The following is a 16,072-nucleotide window of genomic DNA, read 5'->3' as shown; positions in this document are numbered from 1 at the left end:
CGATGATTCGTACTGAGGAAATGCTTTTGAATGTTGGACCCCAGCATCCCAGTACACACGGCGTGTTTCGCATCGTCCTGAAAATAGACGGAGAGATCATTAAGGAAGCAACGCCTGTCATAGGTTACCTTCACAGGGGAACGGAGAAGATTGCTGAGAATCTTCAATATACGCAAATCATCCCTTATACAGACAGGATGGACTACCTTGCAGCTATGACGAACAACTACATTCTCTGCCATGCCGTTGAGACGATGATGGCGATGGAGATTCCAGAACGGGCCGAATATTTACGTGTGATTGTCATGGAGCTTGGAAGAGTTGCGAGTCACCTTGTCTGGTTTGGAACATACCTGCTTGATATTGGTGCGATGAGTCCGTTTCTTTACGCATTTCGTGAGCGGGAAGCGATTATCAATCTACTAACAGAGATCTCAGGTGGTAGATTGACGTTTAACTATATGCGCGTTGGCGGTGTGAAGTGGGATGCCCCTGAGGGGTGGATCGATAAAGTCAGAGAGTTCGTGCCATATATGAGGGAGCAGCTTGCAGGCTACCATGATCTTGTCACGGGTAATGAAATTTTCATGGCGAGAATTAATGGGGTTGGCGCGTACTCTAAAGAAAAAGCGCTATCTTACTCCTTAAGTGGCGCCAACCTCCGTTGTACGGGTGTGAAATGGGACCTCAGGAAAAATGAGCCTTATTCGATTTATGATCGATTTGACTTCGACGTTCCCGTATTCCATGAAGGAGATGCATTGGCGCGCTATAACTGTCGAATGGCTGAAATCGAAGAAGCGTTGAAAATTGTTGAGCAAGCAGTTGAGCAGTTTCCAGAGGAAGGGCCATTCATGGCAAAAGTGCCGAGGATTATTAAGCCGCCAGCTGGTGAAACGTATGTGAGAATTGAATCGCCACGTGGGGAAATTGGCTGTTACATTGCATCGAAAGGGAAGAAAGAGCCTTACCGCTTAAAGTTCCGTCGTCCATCTTTTTATAATCTGCAAATTCTTCCTGAGCTTCTTGAGGGGGAGAATATCTCGAACTTGATTGCCATTCTTGGAGGCATTGATATCGTGCTCGGAGAGGTGGATGGCTGATGATCCAAAACATGCTTGAATCCACACCTAGCTACTTCCAAACCGGTGGATTTTTCCTTGTAGGTGCAGCGATGCTGATGGTTGTGCTTGGATTTGTAACCTATGCAATTCTCGCTGAACGGAAAGTGCTTGGATTTATGCAACTACGACATGGACCGAACCGTGTTGGGGGAAGGTTTGGGCTACTGCAAACCGTTGCAGATGTCCTTAAACTCCTTCTAAAGGAAGATACGATTCCACGTGATGCCGATCGACCATTATTTATCATCGCGCCTGTTATCGCTTTTGCACCGGCATTTATCGTTATTGCAGTCCTACCACTAACAGAGCGAATTTCATTTGCGAACATTGGGGTTGGTTTGCTTTACTACATTGCGATATCTGGTATTACTACGATCGGGATACTAGCTGGCGGGTGGGCATCGAACAATAAATACGCACTTCTTGGAAGTATGCGTTCAGCAGCACAAATGATTTCTTATGAAATCCCGCTTGTGATGAGCGTGATTGGTATCGTTCTTCTCACAGGCTCTCTTAATTTAAATGACATTATAGCAGAGCAACAATCTGTTGCCTTTCTATTTAAACAGCCGCTTGCTTTCTTGATCTTTCTTATTGCGTCGGTAGCTGAATTGAACCGAACGCCATTCGATTTACCTGAAGCTGAATCGGAGCTTGTTGCGGGATACCATGTAGAGTACTCAGGGTTCCGCTGGGCATTTTTTATGCTTGCCGAGTACGTTTATCTGTTTGCGATGGCATCGCTTACAACGATTCTTTTTCTCGGAGGCTGGCAGGCGATTCCTTATTTAACGTTTATTCCTGGTGCGATTTGGTTTGGTCTTAAGTTCATATCGATCGTGTTTGTGATGATCTGGATCAGAGCAACGTTTCCAAGACTTCGAGCTGATCAGCTTATGTCTTTTGGATGGAAGGTCTTGCTTCCACTTGCACTATTAAATATTTTTCTCACGACCATTGTCATCGAACTATTTCGATCATTCTAGATAAGGGAGGAAGCACATCATGCGTGGACTTGCAAAAGGCTTAGCTTACACCCTCAAAAACATGACAAAAGAAAAAGTAACCTATGACTATCCAGATCAACCACTCGCGTTGCCTGATCGATTTAGGGGCATACAGAAGTTCTACCCTGAGAAATGCATTGTCTGTAATCAGTGTGTAGCCATTTGTCCAACCGACTGCATCAGTCTAACTGGGAAGCCTCACCCTGATCCGAATAAAAAGGGGAAAATTATTGAAACGTACGATATCAATTTCGAGATTTGTATCCTGTGCGATCTTTGTACCGAGGTGTGTCCAACTGAAGCAATCATCATGACAAACAATTTTGAGCTCGCTGAATTTAGCCGTGACGACCTTTTTAAGAACTTGGAATGGCTAGACGAAAATGATACAAACCTCAGAAAGGAAAATAAAGTATGACCGGTGAACTGCTCGTCTTTATTGTACTTTTTCTTGTAACAATAACCGGTGGACTTCTCATGCTTAACCTTACGAAAGTGATTCATATGGTGATGGCGCTTGTTCTAACGTTTCTAGGTATTGCAGGGCTTTACATTATGCTGTCTGCTGAATTTGTAGCGGTCGTTCAAATCTTGATCTACTCCGGTGCAATCACCATCATCATGCTGTTTGGCATCATGCTGACAAAGCATACAGAAGCAGAGCCAAAAACAGGGTGGGCAAAGAAAGGAGTCGTCTTCACTGGTGTCGTTCTTTTCTTTCTCATTATGTTTAAAGGCATTCGAACGATTTCGCTTGGTCCGCAGGCAGAAGCACTTCATGAAAATAACACAGAACAAATTGGCATGATGCTGTTTACAGACTATGTGATTCCGTTTGAATTGGTTTCTGTTGTTCTCCTCGTCGCTTTGGTTGGAGCGGTTGTGCTTGCTAAGAAAGATGAGGAGGATGAGAAGGAAGGTGAGAAATCATGAGTTCTGTCCCGCTTTCTGCTTTTCTCGTAACAGCACTCCTTCTTTTTTGTATGGGACTATATGGAGCTTTAACAAAGCGCAATGCTGTCATTGTACTAATCTCAATCGAATTGATGTTAAATGCGGTGAATCTGAACCTTGTGGCATTTGCTAAATACGGTGTCGGGGCATCAATTCGTGGCCAGGTGTTCTCCCTTTTTACGATTACAGTTGCTGCAGCTGAAGCGGCTGTTGGTCTTGCCATTCTAATTGCGCTCTATCGTAACAGGGCAACCGTTAACGTTGATGAAATGAACACACTTAAAAAGTAGCGAAGGGGGCATAAAAGTGGACTACGTCTTTCTCATACCAATCTTGCCACTTCTATCGTTTCTCATCATTCTGTTTACACGGCCCATTTACAAAAAAGCTGGAATCGTCGGTACCCTTTTTACAGGAGCTGCATTCCTCTGTTCACTTGTTGTCCTTTTCAATCATTTTGCGGAAGGCAATTATTTAGTCGAGGCGAATTGGTTTTCAATTGATACGGTCATGATTACGGTTGGTCTTGAAGTAAATCCGCTAAACGCTCTCATGCTCGTGATCGTCACGCTTGTCAGCTTTCTCGTACATATTTATTCGATCGGCTATATGGCGAATGATGAGCGCTATGCAACGTTCTTCAGCTATCTTGGGCTCTTTACGTTCTCGATGACTGGGCTTGTTCTTTCGCCAAACCTTCTACAGCTGTATATGTTTTGGGAACTAGTAGGCGTTTGTTCTTTCCTTCTAGTTGGTTTTTATTTCTATAAACCTGAAGCGAAAGCAGCTGCTAAAAAGGCGTTTATCATGACGCGGATTGGAGATATTGGACTTCTCGTTGCGATTTTTCTATTGTTCTGGCAAACAGGAAGCTTTGAGTTAGACGTGATTTTTGAAGCAGCACAAGCAGGAGATATTGCCCCGGCACTCATTACGCTTACCGCTATTCTCATATTCATTGGTGCCGTAGGAAAATCGGGGCAATTCCCGCTTCATACATGGCTTCCTGACGCGATGGAAGGCCCAACACCCGTATCCGCTCTTATCCATGCAGCAACGATGGTTGCGGCAGGTGTGTACCTTGTCGCCGTTACGTATCCGATTTTCTCGATGTCTGAAGTAGCGATGACAACAGTCGCTGTTACGGGTGGTTTTACAGCGATCTTTGCAGCAACAATCGCGCTCGTGCAGACGGATATTAAGCGGATTCTTGCATACTCAACCGTCAGCCAACTTGGTTATATGATGTTAGCACTTGGTGCTGCAGGATACACAGCAGGCGTCTTTCATCTCACAACGCATGCCTTTTTTAAGGCGCTGCTTTTCCTTGCAGCAGGGAGTGTCATTCACGCGGTTCATGAGCAGAACATCTTTAAAATGGGCGGGCTGAGTAAGAAGATACCGAAAACAGCAGCTCTATTCTTAATTGGAAGTCTATCCATTTCTGGTTTTCCTTTACTTGCAGGATTTTTCAGCAAAGACGAAATTCTTGCCAGTACCTACGGAGATGGTCGATATGTCCTATTTGCGATCGGTCTGATTACAGCTTTTCTAACGGCGTTCTATATGTTCCGTCTCTATTTCCTTGTTTTCTTTGGGAAAGGTTCTAGCGAAGCGCGTGAATCACCGAGCGTTATGTTGATTCCTATGATGGTTCTAGCGTTCCTAGCCATTGTAGGAGGCTACATCCAAACGAAATGGTTCGGTACCTTCCTTGGTGACTGGCTTGAAACAACGCCTTATTCCATCAATTTTGTTCATCACGAAGCACCATTCTGGATTCCAATATTAGCGAGTGTCCTTTCAATCGGAGGGATTGCCCTCGCGTGGATGATGTATGTGAGGAAGTCGAACTCTATTGTGGAATCCATTGAGCGAACTGCTCTGCACGAGCTTCTCTATCGGAAGTATTACGTAGATGAACTGTATCAAGGCGTCTTTGTAAAAGGTAGCCGAGTGATTGCGTATTTTTGGATGTATGTTGACCGATTCATTATTGAAGGTGGAGCAGCTGCCGTTACTTACGCAGTCAAACGATTTGGGCAAGCGGGAGTGAAGCTGCAGTCAGGTCAGGTGCAAACTTACGGTACAGTTGCCTTCTCAGGTCTAGTCATTGTTCTCCTTTTAATCGCCGTATTAGGGGGGTATTTCTAATGAATGATTCATTTCTATTGACGATCCTCATTCTCTCCCCGCTATTAGGGATTGTGCTACTTAGTATAATGCCAGGCGATCATCGGTTTATTAACTATATGGGCGTGCTGGGCACGGTTCTGCCACTTGGACTTACACTGATAGTGTTTTCCCTGTTTGATCGGAGCTTGTCAGGTGTTCAGTTTAAGGAGTATCACCAATGGTTTGAGCTCATGACATCAATTAGTCCAAACGAACCTTACATCGTTGCGTATGATCTCGGGGTAACGGGACTTTCAGTATTGTTTCTCATGCTAGCTTCACTCATCACCTTTCTTGCATCCCTTACAACGATTAGGATAAAGGAAAGTGCAAAAGGATTTTACATCCTATTCTTACTTCTTGAGCTTGGAATACTCGGTGTCTTTGCGAGTGAAAACCTTTTTCTCTTTTTCTTGTTTTTTGAAATAACGCTTGTATCGATGTTTTTACTTGTTGGGAAGTGGGGAGGATTTGATCGAGAAAAAGCAGCCTTTTCTTTTCTAATCTACAATGGAATTGGTTCTATACTTCTTCTTATTGTAATTATTGTTCTCTTCGTTGAATTGAGAACAACCAATATCACTGAATTAACAATGCTGTTAAAAGATACGGACTCACTCGAATTTATATCCGGAAACACTAGAACGTGGCTATTTGTACTATTACTTATTGCATTTGGAATTAAGCTACCAATCGTACCATTTCACACATGGATGGTGCGTGTCCATGTGGAAGCACCAATTGCAGTTGTCATGATTCATGCTGGTGTCTTATTAAAGATAGGTGCTTATGGATTAATCCGATTTGGAGTGGGGTTCTTCCCAGAACAGTTGAAGGGAATGGCTGTTGTTCTAGCTATCCTTGGGGTAATCAATCTCCTATATGGAGCGTTCATTGCGCTTGTTCAAACCGAGCTACGATCTGTACTCGCCTACTCATCGATTTCGCATATGGGTATTGTCCTTCTTGGTGTTGCTTCCTTTAATACGGCTGGGCTTCAGGGAGCGGTTTTTCAGACGATTTCACACGGCTTAATTGCGGCTCTGCTCTTCCTACTTGTCGGTGTCATCATTGATCGCTTCCAGACGACAAAGCTTGAAGAGCTAGGCGGGGTAGCGAGCCAAGCACCTTTATTTGCAGGGTTTCTTCTCGCGGCAGGTCTAGCATCACTCGGCCTTCCTGGTATGAGCGGCTTTATTAGTGAATTTCTAGCCTTTCTAGGATTGTTTGAATCAATGCCTATAATAGGTAGTGTAGGAGTTCTTGGTCTTATTTTAACGGCAGTCTATATACTTCGAGCGGTTCTTGCCGTTACGTTTGGTGAGAGACGCCCACTCTTTGATGGTAAAAGGGACTTAACGGCTGTAGAACTCGTTCCATCGGCCATTCTACTCAGTATCATCATTTGGATTGGTGTATATCCTGCGGTACTATCCAATACACTTCAACTTGCGCGTACACTTGGGATAGGGGGTTAGCGGTATGGATATGGATACGTTGCTACAATATCAATGGAACAGCATGATGCCAGAGTTTACAATACTCCTTACAGCTGTCGCGCTTTCTCTAATTGATCTCTTCATGAATAAGAAGAAAGACCGCTCGCTTCTCATATGGCTAGCTTTAGCTGGCATTGCGGCAGCTATTGTCTTTCTTGTTCTTCAGTTTGATGATGGGGTCGTCTCCATCTTAAATCAAACCTATCGTGTCGACTCGTTTGCTAAAGCCTTTAAATTCCTTATGCTAATCGGAACGGGGTTTGTGCTTCTGCTAGGTTTGCCTGACGAGTCTACAAGCGTAAGGGGAGAATATATTTACCTCATTCTAACCGCATTGCTAGGTGGAATGATGATGGCCTCAAGTGCCGATTTAATTACGCTTTTTGTAGGGCTGGAGCTATTAAGTCTTTCATCATATGTACTTGTTGGAATTAGGAAAACGAACACGCTAGCAAATGAAGCTGCATTTAAATACGTTGTAAATGGCGGTATTGCAACTGCAATTACTTTGTTTGGTATGAGTTATCTTTATGGACTAACAGGAGAGACGAACATTTATGAGATTCAAGGACTAATGGGAAGTGTGGTTATAACAGACAACCGCTTTCTAATTGTTTTTGCATTCCTCATGATTGTCGTTGGGCTTGCCTTCAAAATAACCGCAGCACCTTTTCATATGTGGGCACCTGATGTGTATCAGGGTGCTGAAACCCCTGTTACCGCATTTTTAAGTGTTGTTTCAAAAATTGCCGGGTTTGCGATCATGCTTCGACTTCTAATGGTTCCATTCGTTTTTGCACCTGGAACTAGGGAAGTCATTACACCTGATGGCGTTAGTTATGAAACGCTTCTTGTTTCAGTTCGACCTTATCTCGTTCTCCTTGCCGTTCTAACGATTCTTATTGGTAACGTGATTGCACTTAGGCAGCTCAATGCGAAAAGACTTTTCGCTTACTCAAGCATCGCACATGCTGGTTACCTTCTAGTTCCGTTAGCGGCATTATCTGAACTCGTATTCGACGCAGTATGGTTCTATCTTACTGCCTATTTATTAATGAACATTGGGGCATTTGCGGTTATCCATGCAATGTCAGCTGAAGAAGAAGTGACAGTCGCTTCATTTGCCGGCCTTTTTAAACGCTCGCCCTATCTCACAATTGCGATGAGCATTTACCTTCTTTCGCTTGCTGGTATACCACTTACAGCAGGATTTATAGGGAAATTTGAAATATTTATGAGCGCACTTGGCACCGAACCGAAGCGCTATCTATTAGTCACTGCTATGCTAGTGGGGACAGTTATCTCGTACGTATATTATTTTGGACTCCTTGTGCAAATGTATTTCAGACCGTCTAAACATCGAACACCTGTCGCAATTTCGAATGGCATAACCGCAGTACTTGCCATTACAGTAGCCGGAACCGTTTTACTTGGTATTTTCCCTTCGGTTGCGTTAACCTTTATCCATGATCATTTTCAGTTTCTAGAGATCTTCAATCCTTAGAACAGCAGGTACTCTGCTGTTTTTCTTTGTTTTTTTGTTAATTTAAAGCTTGTTGTTTTGAAAGAAATTATTATATAGAACGGATGCAGCAAAGTTGATTGAAGCGGAAGGAGGCTCACCGCCCGCCCCGCGGAAAGCGAGCACCTGAAGCGCAAATTAACCACTACTTTTATCGTTAAAAGGTTTTTTAGCCATATTATGTCGGAAATAACTTATTTTACACAAAAAAAAGTTGCATATAGGGGTAAAGTCGGGTATCTATCCTAACGAAAATCTTTTATAATAGGCTATTAGATGGAAAAATGGTATGTTTGTCGAATGGTGTATTTGCAGATGGGAGGTAGATATGATGACAGAAGCATTGGCGCAGCAATCGATCTTTTCGATTGTCATAAACCTGGTTTTCTTATTGATAACTTGGTGGGCGTTGCAAACATTTCGGTTCGATCTTTTCGTTAAAAAACCGAATAGTCCACAGGCGAAAGTCCTTATGATCTTACTGACCCTTAGCATTGGTTCCCTCGCAAGCAACTTCTTCCTTGATTACTACAACTGGTCCATCCGTTTGCAGTATTTTTTCTAGACGCTGTTTCGTTAATAGTAGACGCTGTCCCATATACACTACAGAAGCTTCGTACGGAAATTGTCGGTATCTGACTACAACTTCCATGTATGTCCTTCTTCCCCATGGTCACACTGAAAGATAAGAAGACCTGAACGGGGAGAGGGTTAAGATGAAGCTTCTAATCGGAGTACTATCTATTTTGCTTCTGGGAAGTTTTTCAAATGGTACATCAGTCTCATTTGAAGATGAAACGGAAGTAAAAGTTGCCGAAATGGCGAATGTATTATTGACCCACGATTACACAATTGACAGGTGGTCACTTTACACAAGAGAAAAAGTGAGTTTCATGCCACGGCCTTTAGGGAACACAGGTATTATGTCAGAGCTTAAGAAGAGAGCGCCCGGCTTCAAATGGGGTGCGCTTGAAAAGCACGACGGAAATGTCAAAGTAACTGGGACAAGAATGGATTCAGAAGCGGGAACGACGGAAACACTAACACTCGTTTCTTATCCAGAAAACAATCGCATTAGCTCTTATCTTATTTATCACATGGAAAAGTTTGGTTTTTCTCAGGAGGAATGGCGAACAACGTACGAACGATTTAAGTCGCAAAAGTCACAATTAGTCACTGAAGAAGCCCCTGTGTTCACTTGTTTTCAGGGTGTAAAAAATGCTACAATGAACATTGTTTTGTACAAAGAAGCAGACGAGCTATTAGGAGCTTTCAAAGCTTCAAAAGTCGAAGAAGTCAATGAAGAGACGTTTGTATCTCTTTCCGCATACCATAGAGAGTGGAAAGAAGATCTTGTAACAAACAACAAGAGAATGAACTTACAAATAGCACTACGCAATACAGGAATAGGCAGCGGAATAACCGCTACAATTGGCACACCAATAATTACGACTGAATATTAATATACAAATAGGACGCGGAGGGGAATACGTTGGAAAAAATCATCGTCCGAGGTGGCAGGAAATTGGCTGGCTCTGTTAAGGTAGAAGGAGCAAAGAATGCAGTCTTGCCCGTCATCACAGCATCTATCTTAGCAGGCGAAGGCACTAGCACGTTAAAAGATGTGCCTGCCCTATCAGATGTACACACGATTAGCGAAGTATTGAGCTATCTGAACGTAGACACGAAAATAGATGGTAATACGATAAAAGTAGATGCAACTAAGCCATTGGAAACAGAGGCACCATTTGAAGCAGTCCGCAAAATGAGGGCATCGTTCCTCGTAATGGGACCACTTTTGGCCCGTGTGGGTCATGCTCGTATTGCACTTCCTGGAGGTTGTGCGATTGGTTCAAGACCAATCGATCAGCACCTTAAAGGATTCGAAGCAATGGGTGCAGACGTAACAATTGGGAACGGATTTATTGAAGCTTCTATTAAAGGAAGACTTCAAGGTGCAAAAATTTATCTTGACTTCCCAAGTGTAGGAGCAACAGAAAATATTATGATGGCTGCTGTCCTTGCTGAAGGTACAACAGTAATGGAAAACGTCGCTCAGGAACCTGAGATCGTTTGTCTTGCTAACTACCTGAATGCAATGGGTGCAAAAGTGCGTGGCGCTGGAACAGGTACAATTCGTATTGAAGGCGTTGAGAAGCTCGTTGGAGCTGAGCATGCTGTTATCCCAGACCGAATTGAAGCAGGTACATTTATGGTAGCTGCAGCAATTACAGGCGGAAATGTCCTTATTGAAAACGCAGTTTCTGAACACCTTCGTCCACTTATTGCGAAGATGGAAGAAATGGGCGTTGAAATTACAGAAGAAGGTCAAGGCCTTCGTATTGTAGGACCAGAAACGCTTAAGCCAGTTGATTTGAAAACAATGCCACACCCTGGTTTCCCGACAGATATGCAATCTCAGATGATGGCACTGTTGCTTCAAGCGAAAGGTACAAGTGTAATTACAGAAACTGTATTTGAAAATCGCTTCATGCACGTAGAAGAATTCCGTCGCATGAACGGTAACATTAAGATTGAAGGCCGAGCAGCAATCATTGAAGGACCTTCTACACTACAAGGTGCAGAAGTTTCCGCAACAGATCTACGCGCAGGAGCTGCCCTTATCCTTGCTGGACTTGTGGCAGACGGCTACACTCGCGTCGATGAGTTGAAGCATCTTGATCGTGGTTATGTGAACTTCTCAGAGAAGCTTGCTAGCCTTGGTGCTGACGTTGAACGTGTTACAGTGGATGAGAACCAAAAGCCTGCTACAGAAACTTCTGAGCAAGCAGTTAACATGAAGCCTAAATTTGCATAATAGATTATGAAAAACCGTAGCGTATGCTACGGTTTTTTTGTGTTCAAATGAATTCACTAACACATTAGGAATACATTAGCTATTTTTGGTAATAGTTCCGTTTGCATGGTGTGTTTCTGTTCTAAATGGTTGTCCAACTCCATACGATGGTAGGGGTAAACAATCTAGAAGGAGGCATGCGAATGAAACCGATTCTTGTATCACTTGTTCTATTTGCGGCAATTATTATCCTTCTTCCATCACTTCTCGTTTTACCCTACGGTACAACCTACACAGAGCCGGCACCTGCTAGCGTAGCGAATACGGTGAAGGAGAAAGGAACGAAAGAGGAAGCCGTGTCGGTGGCTGTATATCGTTCTGAGAAATCGGAAACGATGACGATTCCGATTGAAGATTATGTTACTGGAGTCGTAGCCGCTGAAATGCCTTCAGAGTTCAATATTGAGGCATTGAAGGCACAGGCGCTAACAGCAAGGACGTTTGTCGTAGCAAAACTGACAAATCCACCTGGAGACCTTCCTTCTGAAGCCGTTGTAACAGATACGATTCAGGACCAGGTGTACAAAGATAAAGATCAGCTGAAAAAGACGTGGGGGAAAAGTTTCGAAAAGAAATACGCCAAGATTGAAGAAGCCGTTAATTCAACAGCAGGGCAAATCTTAACGTATGATGGTAATCCGATCTATGCTTCGTTTTTCTCAACGAGTAATGGATATACAGAAAACTCAGAGGACTACTGGGAGAACGCAGCACCTTATTTACGAAGTGTTGAAAGTCCGTGGGATGTCGATTCTCCGAAGTACGAAGATAAAGCGTCCTTTACCGTTCAAGAATTTGAACAGAAGTTAGGTGTAACCCTACCAGGTGACGGTTCTATTGGGACCATTAAGAACTTAACTGAAGGAAAACGAGTTGCAGAAGCCTCGGTTAACGGCAAGACATTCTCAGGAAGAGAAATAAGAGATCTGTTAGGACTACGATCCTCTGACTTTACATGGCAACGAAGTGGCGACAGCATAACCGTAACGACGAAAGGATACGGGCATGGTGTAGGCATGAGTCAGTATGGTGCAAATGGAATGGCGGAGGAGGGCAAACCGTACGCAGACATTGTGAAATACTACTATAAAGACGTCGCGATTAGTGAGATGGGACGATATGTGAGCAATTTAACTGCACAAAAATGAAGCAAAAGGCCGCGATTGCGCGGCCTTTTGTTTGTGATTTTTATTTAAGGTTGTAAAGGCTCTTTTCGTTTACTGTAAGAGTGTGTGTTAATTTCCGCTCCAGGATGCTCGCTTTCCGCGGGGCGGGCGGTGAGCCTCCTCGGCGCGGAAACCATTGCGCCTGTGGGGTCTCACCTGTCCCGCCAGTCCCGCAGGAGTCGAGCATCCTTCCGCTTCAATTAGCGAAGTGTTGTTGTTTATACAAAAACTGGTTCAAAATCAACCATCTTTTAGAAAAGACTTTAATTAAAGAAAGGAATTTTAAAGCGTTTTTTCTCGTCTTTTAAAAGGGTAGACCAATTTGAGATAAAGGCATCATTGCGAAATTCTTTGTCGACATCAACATTCTTGAATTTGGCATCTTTCATTTGTACCATCGCTTCGGAAAGGGCATGAATATTATTTTTCTCGACCATTAATCCATTTTCACCATGAGTAACTAAATCACGCGGGCCGTATTTCGTATTATAGGCGACAACGGGGCAACCGTTGTTAAGGCTTTCCATGATAACCAAACCAAAACCTTCGTACTGACTTGTTAGGAAAGAAGCTTTTGCAGAGGCGAAGACACTCTCAGGATCATCGGTAAGTCCTTTTAGAAAGACATGTTCTTCAAGGTTGTATTCTGTAATGAGCTCCTTCAATTTCTTCTCCTCAGGACCTTCCCCATAGATATCAAGGGTAAAGCTTCCTAGCTCTTCACGCGCAAGTTGATACGCTTCAACAAGATGATCTGCCTGCTTAACGTCAGTGAGTCGTCCGATAAAGACAAATTTATTCTCTTTCTTCACATTCTTTTGAGATTCTGGTGGAGCAATGGAATGTGGAATAATCGAGATCTTCTCATTGTTAAAGATCAAGTGACTAAGATCCTTCTTTTGTTCATGAGTTAACGCTACAATATGATCAACTTCTTCAACATGATCAATGATGTACTGGTAAGATGATTTAATATCGTTCCGGTCATCACTGGATAGATGAGAATTATGGAGAATTGCAATTTTGGTTAAGTTGTTGCCTTCCATTTCACACATAGGTTTATCAAGAAGACGAGCATCATTAATAATAGTAGAATGGTCTTCAATCATCTGTTCGAAACAATAGCGGAAGAAATCCTTCTCCGTCTTGAATTCTAAGATTTCTTGATCAGTGAACAGGTGCATCCGTATTAAATTGTTTTCGCTTGATCCGTCGAACGTACGATTCACATATGCATTGCCATCATCATCATATAGAATTTCTTCAAGCTTGTTAGTTGTGCCTTGCTTGTAATTGATTTTACGATGGCAAATCCCGCGGCTATTAAATTCTTTTCTACAAGCCCGTTTACGGTTATAAGGATCCATGAAATCAACAAACTTTAACGAGCCGTCCTCTTTATCGTACTTTTTATATAGAACGTATTCACCATTTTCAAAGAAACGATAAGTCGTGTTCTTCTTAATCTCGCGATGAGTTAGTCCCTCTTCTTCAACAGGCTGATCCACCTTTTTACCAGAATAAGAGCGTCCTGATAGAAAATCATAGATGTTAATCAGCTGAACAGAGCGTGGAAGTTTATCTTGTGCATAGTATTGTTCATAAATATCCCCGTAATAAGGATTGTAGTTAGTCGTAATGATCGTATATTCCATGTTAGCTTGTTCAACTAACTTCTTAGTACGATCCAGCAGGGACTTTGTCCTTCCGCCATATTGTTCAGGCAGTGTCGACGTAATAACGTAATTCATGATTAGTTAATCCCCTTTAGTTAGTCATTTTGAATTCTTATATCAAGAATTCAATGATGTAAGTGCATCTAAGGATTATATACCCTAATGCTTAAGTAATCATTCTTGCAAATATATGACAAAAAGTAAACAAGAAACACTTACATAATAAGTAAATTGGAAATTAAGGAAACGATTGGGCTAAATAGGGAATAGATGCTTTGTGGGTGAATTTCCGCTCCAATTGGCGGAGTGTGGTTTTTCACAGGAATTGTTTCGAAAAAACCTTTTAGAAAATAGCCTTTTGATAAGAATCCTTTGTTGAAAAAATCATTTAGTGTATAAAATAAAACCCTTTGTCGAAAAATAAATAGATATTTTTTTGGTTAAATGTATATAAATCTCGCAAACTGACCACAATGTTGCTGAGGTGATGAACAAATGGGAGATGAAAAACAACGATCTCATCCTATTGAAAAAAGCGCTTCTAAATGGCAGAAGCTAGCAAGAAAACGCTGGATCTATCCGGCAGTCTATCTTGGTTTTGCAGCAATCGTTCTTGCAGCAGTTCTCTGGATGCAAGGCGGACAAGAAAATGCGGGACCACGTGACTTAAGTGGTGTTAACGAAGAAAGAAGTGCCTTTGACGCGAATGACGAGTCTGTTCCAGTCCTTGGTGATTCAGAAGTCTTTAAAGTACCTGCATCCGAAGATAGTGGAGTATTTGTGCAGAAACAATTCTACGATACAGCAGCAAGCACTGAAGAACAACAAGCAGCTCTTGTTTTCTATAATAATACCTACTACCAAAATGCAGGAATCGATTATGCTAAAGAAGATGGATCAAGTTTTGATGTGAAAGCTGCTATGACTGGTAAGGTCGTTAAAGCAACGGAAGATCAATTGCTTGGTAATGTCGTTCATCTAGAACACGCAAATGGCGTTGTAACTGTCTATGAATCTCTTGATGCTCTTGAAGTTTCAGAAGGTGATAAAGTAGAACAGGGAGACAAGCTAGGTACAGCGGGAACAAACACGTTTGATACTGATGCTGGCGTACACGTACACTTTGAAGTTCGTAAAGATGGATCTGCAGTGAATCCACTTGATGTGTTCAACCAGCCTGCTTCAGCCATTGAAGGAAAGCAAAACACAGAAGCTGGGGATGCTGTTTCTAACCCATCAGCCTCAGAAGGTACTGAACAAAAAGGTACTGAATCCGAAATGGATGCTGAGAAGAAAGCCGAAGATGATGCAAAAGGTGCAGACGAGGATAAATCCAACGAGCAAAACAACAATGAGCAAAAATCGGACCAAGAAAAATCAGATACAAAGGATTCCCAATAAGGAAGAACCTCCGAGAAATCGGGGGTTTTTTTGTTGTTTTCAAGTTTTTATTAACGTTTAAATGCAAGGGGAGATAAGGATGTATTTCATGACAACATTCGAGCTTTCCCGGGAAATAGCAAGAAAGTTCCCGATGGAATCGACATAATTATAGATACCTATTCAAAGGAATTCTACGAGAATGAATCAAGATAAGATGCTTTCTCTGGGTCAATTGTCGAGGTTGAATATACAAATACTGGGAAGATAGTCGCATTGACTTCCAGATCTGATAGAAACATAATTAGAAATGTATTTCGGAAAATTCAGAATAATTAAAAGGAGGAGGTTATTTGTTTCTAGCATTAGTGATAGTTGCAGTTGTAAGTCTAGTGATCACACTCAAGAAAAAGAAGAAGAAGTACTTGTTACTACCAATTGGAATGATGGGAGCCTACTTTATAGTAGAAATCGCTAGGGTGCCACTTGGCTTCGTTGAAACTGTGGAGCTTATTTTTAACTTAAAATAATTTGGCTCTTTTCTTAAAAATTATTGTTTTTGAAGGCGGTTATGAGTATATAACCACATTTCAGAGTTGATTGGAGCGGAAGGTGCTCGACTCCCTCGGAAAAAGTTATTATGACAGGGGTTTAAACCACTTTATTCTTTTTTGAAAAAAGTTTCTCACCGTATAGTCCAGTTTAATATTCC

17 protein-coding genes are annotated in these 16,072 nt (G+C 42.3%); 15 read left to right on the top strand and 2 right to left on the bottom strand.

Going from position 1 to position 16,072, the window contains the following annotated elements; translation table 11 throughout:
- Positions 1-2: 2 nt before the first annotated feature.
- The 10 genes from JI666_RS19550 to JI666_RS19510 all read left to right on the top strand — a co-directional run bounded on the left by JI666_RS19550 (position 3) and on the right by JI666_RS19510 (position 8,846).
- A complete protein-coding gene (locus JI666_RS19550; protein WP_206894735.1) occupies positions 3-1,103 on the top strand; it encodes an NADH-quinone oxidoreductase subunit D in 1,101 nt (366 codons plus the stop codon).
- A complete protein-coding gene (nuoH, locus tag JI666_RS19545; protein ID WP_206894733.1) occupies positions 1,103-2,110 on the top strand; it encodes an NADH-quinone oxidoreductase subunit NuoH in 1,008 nt (335 codons plus the stop codon). The genes JI666_RS19550 and nuoH overlap by 1 nt, the downstream gene beginning before the upstream one ends.
- A gap of 19 nt (positions 2,111-2,129) precedes the next feature.
- Positions 2,130-2,549, top strand: a complete 420-nt coding sequence (nuoI, locus tag JI666_RS19540) for an NADH-quinone oxidoreductase subunit NuoI (protein ID WP_206894731.1) — start codon at positions 2,130-2,132, stop codon at positions 2,547-2,549.
- Positions 2,546-3,064 carry an NADH-quinone oxidoreductase subunit J gene (locus JI666_RS19535; protein ID WP_206894729.1) on the top strand — a complete coding sequence of 173 codons (519 nt, stop codon included), beginning with the start codon at positions 2,546-2,548 and terminating at the stop codon, positions 3,062-3,064. The genes nuoI and JI666_RS19535 overlap by 4 nt, the downstream gene beginning before the upstream one ends.
- Entirely contained in the window at positions 3,061-3,375 is a 315-nt protein-coding gene (nuoK, locus tag JI666_RS19530) for an NADH-quinone oxidoreductase subunit NuoK (protein WP_136946722.1), read from the top strand. Before JI666_RS19535 ends, nuoK begins: the two co-directional genes overlap by 4 nt.
- A gap of 16 nt (positions 3,376-3,391) precedes the next feature.
- Positions 3,392-5,239: an NADH-quinone oxidoreductase subunit L gene (gene nuoL / locus JI666_RS19525; protein WP_206894727.1), complete on the top strand. Its 1,848-nt coding sequence runs from the start codon at positions 3,392-3,394 to the stop codon at positions 5,237-5,239.
- Complete coding sequence (locus JI666_RS19520; RefSeq protein ID WP_206894725.1) at positions 5,239-6,738, top strand: complex I subunit 4 family protein; 1,500 nt, start codon at positions 5,239-5,241, stop codon at positions 6,736-6,738. Before nuoL ends, JI666_RS19520 begins: the two co-directional genes overlap by 1 nt.
- A gap of 4 nt (positions 6,739-6,742) precedes the next feature.
- On the top strand, positions 6,743-8,263 hold the full coding sequence (gene nuoN, locus JI666_RS19515) for an NADH-quinone oxidoreductase subunit NuoN (RefSeq protein WP_206894723.1): 1,521 nt from the start codon (positions 6,743-6,745) through the stop codon (positions 8,261-8,263).
- A 294-nt stretch (positions 8,264-8,557) separates the two neighbouring features.
- Complete coding sequence (locus JI666_RS21850) at positions 8,558-8,722, top strand: hypothetical protein (protein WP_286170971.1); 165 nt, start codon at positions 8,558-8,560, stop codon at positions 8,720-8,722.
- The gene (locus JI666_RS19510; RefSeq protein ID WP_286170970.1) at positions 8,673-8,846 is read left to right on the top strand and encodes a DUF1146 family protein; all 174 of its coding nucleotides are present in this window, start codon (positions 8,673-8,675) and stop codon (positions 8,844-8,846) included. The genes JI666_RS21850 and JI666_RS19510 overlap by 50 nt, the downstream gene beginning before the upstream one ends.
- Here JI666_RS19510 and JI666_RS19505 read toward each other — a convergent pair.
- A complete protein-coding gene (locus JI666_RS19505) occupies positions 8,760-8,933 on the bottom strand; it encodes a hypothetical protein (RefSeq protein ID WP_206894749.1) in 174 nt (57 codons plus the stop codon). The two genes, JI666_RS19510 and JI666_RS19505, sit on opposite strands and share 87 nt — an antisense overlap.
- Before the next feature lie 64 nt (positions 8,934-8,997).
- Between JI666_RS19505 and JI666_RS19500 the strand changes: the two genes are divergently transcribed.
- The 3 genes from JI666_RS19500 (at position 8,998) to spoIID (ending at position 12,286) form a co-directional block, all read left to right on the top strand.
- Complete coding sequence (locus JI666_RS19500) at positions 8,998-9,744, top strand: YwmB family TATA-box binding protein (RefSeq protein ID WP_206894722.1); 747 nt, start codon at positions 8,998-9,000, stop codon at positions 9,742-9,744.
- 29 nt (positions 9,745-9,773) lie between these two features.
- Complete coding sequence (gene murA, locus JI666_RS19495; protein WP_206894721.1) at positions 9,774-11,099, top strand: UDP-N-acetylglucosamine 1-carboxyvinyltransferase; 1,326 nt, start codon at positions 9,774-9,776, stop codon at positions 11,097-11,099.
- Positions 11,100-11,275: 176 nt separating this feature from the next.
- The gene (gene spoIID, locus JI666_RS19490; RefSeq protein WP_206894720.1) at positions 11,276-12,286 is read left to right on the top strand and encodes a stage II sporulation protein D; all 1,011 of its coding nucleotides are present in this window, start codon (positions 11,276-11,278) and stop codon (positions 12,284-12,286) included.
- 281 nt (positions 12,287-12,567) lie between these two features.
- Here the strand turns inward: spoIID and JI666_RS19485 are convergent, their stop codons facing one another.
- Positions 12,568-14,055: a glycosyltransferase gene (locus JI666_RS19485; RefSeq protein WP_206894719.1), complete on the bottom strand. Its 1,488-nt coding sequence runs from the start codon at positions 14,053-14,055 to the stop codon at positions 12,568-12,570.
- Positions 14,056-14,475: 420 nt separating this feature from the next.
- Here JI666_RS19485 and spoIIQ point away from each other — a divergent pair, with 420 nt between their 5' ends.
- Together spoIIQ and JI666_RS19475 are read left to right on the top strand one after the other, a co-directional pair.
- On the top strand, positions 14,476-15,381 hold the full coding sequence (spoIIQ, locus tag JI666_RS19480) for a stage II sporulation protein SpoIIQ (RefSeq protein WP_206894718.1): 906 nt from the start codon (positions 14,476-14,478) through the stop codon (positions 15,379-15,381).
- Positions 15,382-15,713: 332 nt separating this feature from the next.
- Positions 15,714-15,890 carry a hypothetical protein gene (locus JI666_RS19475; protein ID WP_206894717.1) on the top strand — a complete coding sequence of 59 codons (177 nt, stop codon included), beginning with the start codon at positions 15,714-15,716 and terminating at the stop codon, positions 15,888-15,890.
- Positions 15,891-16,072: the final 182 nt, after the last annotated feature.

Origin of the sequence: Bacillus sp. NTK071, assembly GCF_017303315.1 — a bacterium.
Lineage (GTDB): Bacteria > Bacillota > Bacilli > Bacillales > Guptibacillaceae > Guptibacillus.
The sequence above is the reverse complement of the archived record's forward strand: the minus strand, read 5'-3'. Positions and strand labels throughout refer to the sequence as shown.

Coding starts and splice junctions, on each gene's coding strand:
- JI666_RS19550 (WP_206894735.1), top strand. CDS start 3: ATGATTCGTACTGAGGAAATGCTTTTGAATGTTGGACCCCAGCATCCC.
- nuoH (WP_206894733.1), top strand. CDS start 1,103: ATGATCCAAAACATGCTTGAATCCACACCTAGCTACTTCCAAACCGGT.
- nuoI (WP_206894731.1), top strand. CDS start 2,130: ATGCGTGGACTTGCAAAAGGCTTAGCTTACACCCTCAAAAACATGACA.
- JI666_RS19535 (WP_206894729.1), top strand. CDS start 2,546: ATGACCGGTGAACTGCTCGTCTTTATTGTACTTTTTCTTGTAACAATA.
- nuoK (WP_136946722.1), top strand. CDS start 3,061: ATGAGTTCTGTCCCGCTTTCTGCTTTTCTCGTAACAGCACTCCTTCTT.
- JI666_RS19520 (WP_206894725.1), top strand. CDS start 5,239: ATGAATGATTCATTTCTATTGACGATCCTCATTCTCTCCCCGCTATTA.
- nuoN (WP_206894723.1), top strand. CDS start 6,743: ATGGATATGGATACGTTGCTACAATATCAATGGAACAGCATGATGCCA.
- JI666_RS21850 (WP_286170971.1), top strand. CDS start 8,558: ATGGAAAAATGGTATGTTTGTCGAATGGTGTATTTGCAGATGGGAGGT.
- JI666_RS19505 (WP_206894749.1), bottom strand. CDS start 8,933: ATGGAAGTTGTAGTCAGATACCGACAATTTCCGTACGAAGCTTCTGTA.
- JI666_RS19500 (WP_206894722.1), top strand. CDS start 8,998: ATGAAGCTTCTAATCGGAGTACTATCTATTTTGCTTCTGGGAAGTTTT.
- spoIID (WP_206894720.1), top strand. CDS start 11,276: ATGCGAATGAAACCGATTCTTGTATCACTTGTTCTATTTGCGGCAATT.
- JI666_RS19485 (WP_206894719.1), bottom strand. CDS start 14,055: ATGAATTACGTTATTACGTCGACACTGCCTGAACAATATGGCGGAAGG.
- spoIIQ (WP_206894718.1), top strand. CDS start 14,476: ATGGGAGATGAAAAACAACGATCTCATCCTATTGAAAAAAGCGCTTCT.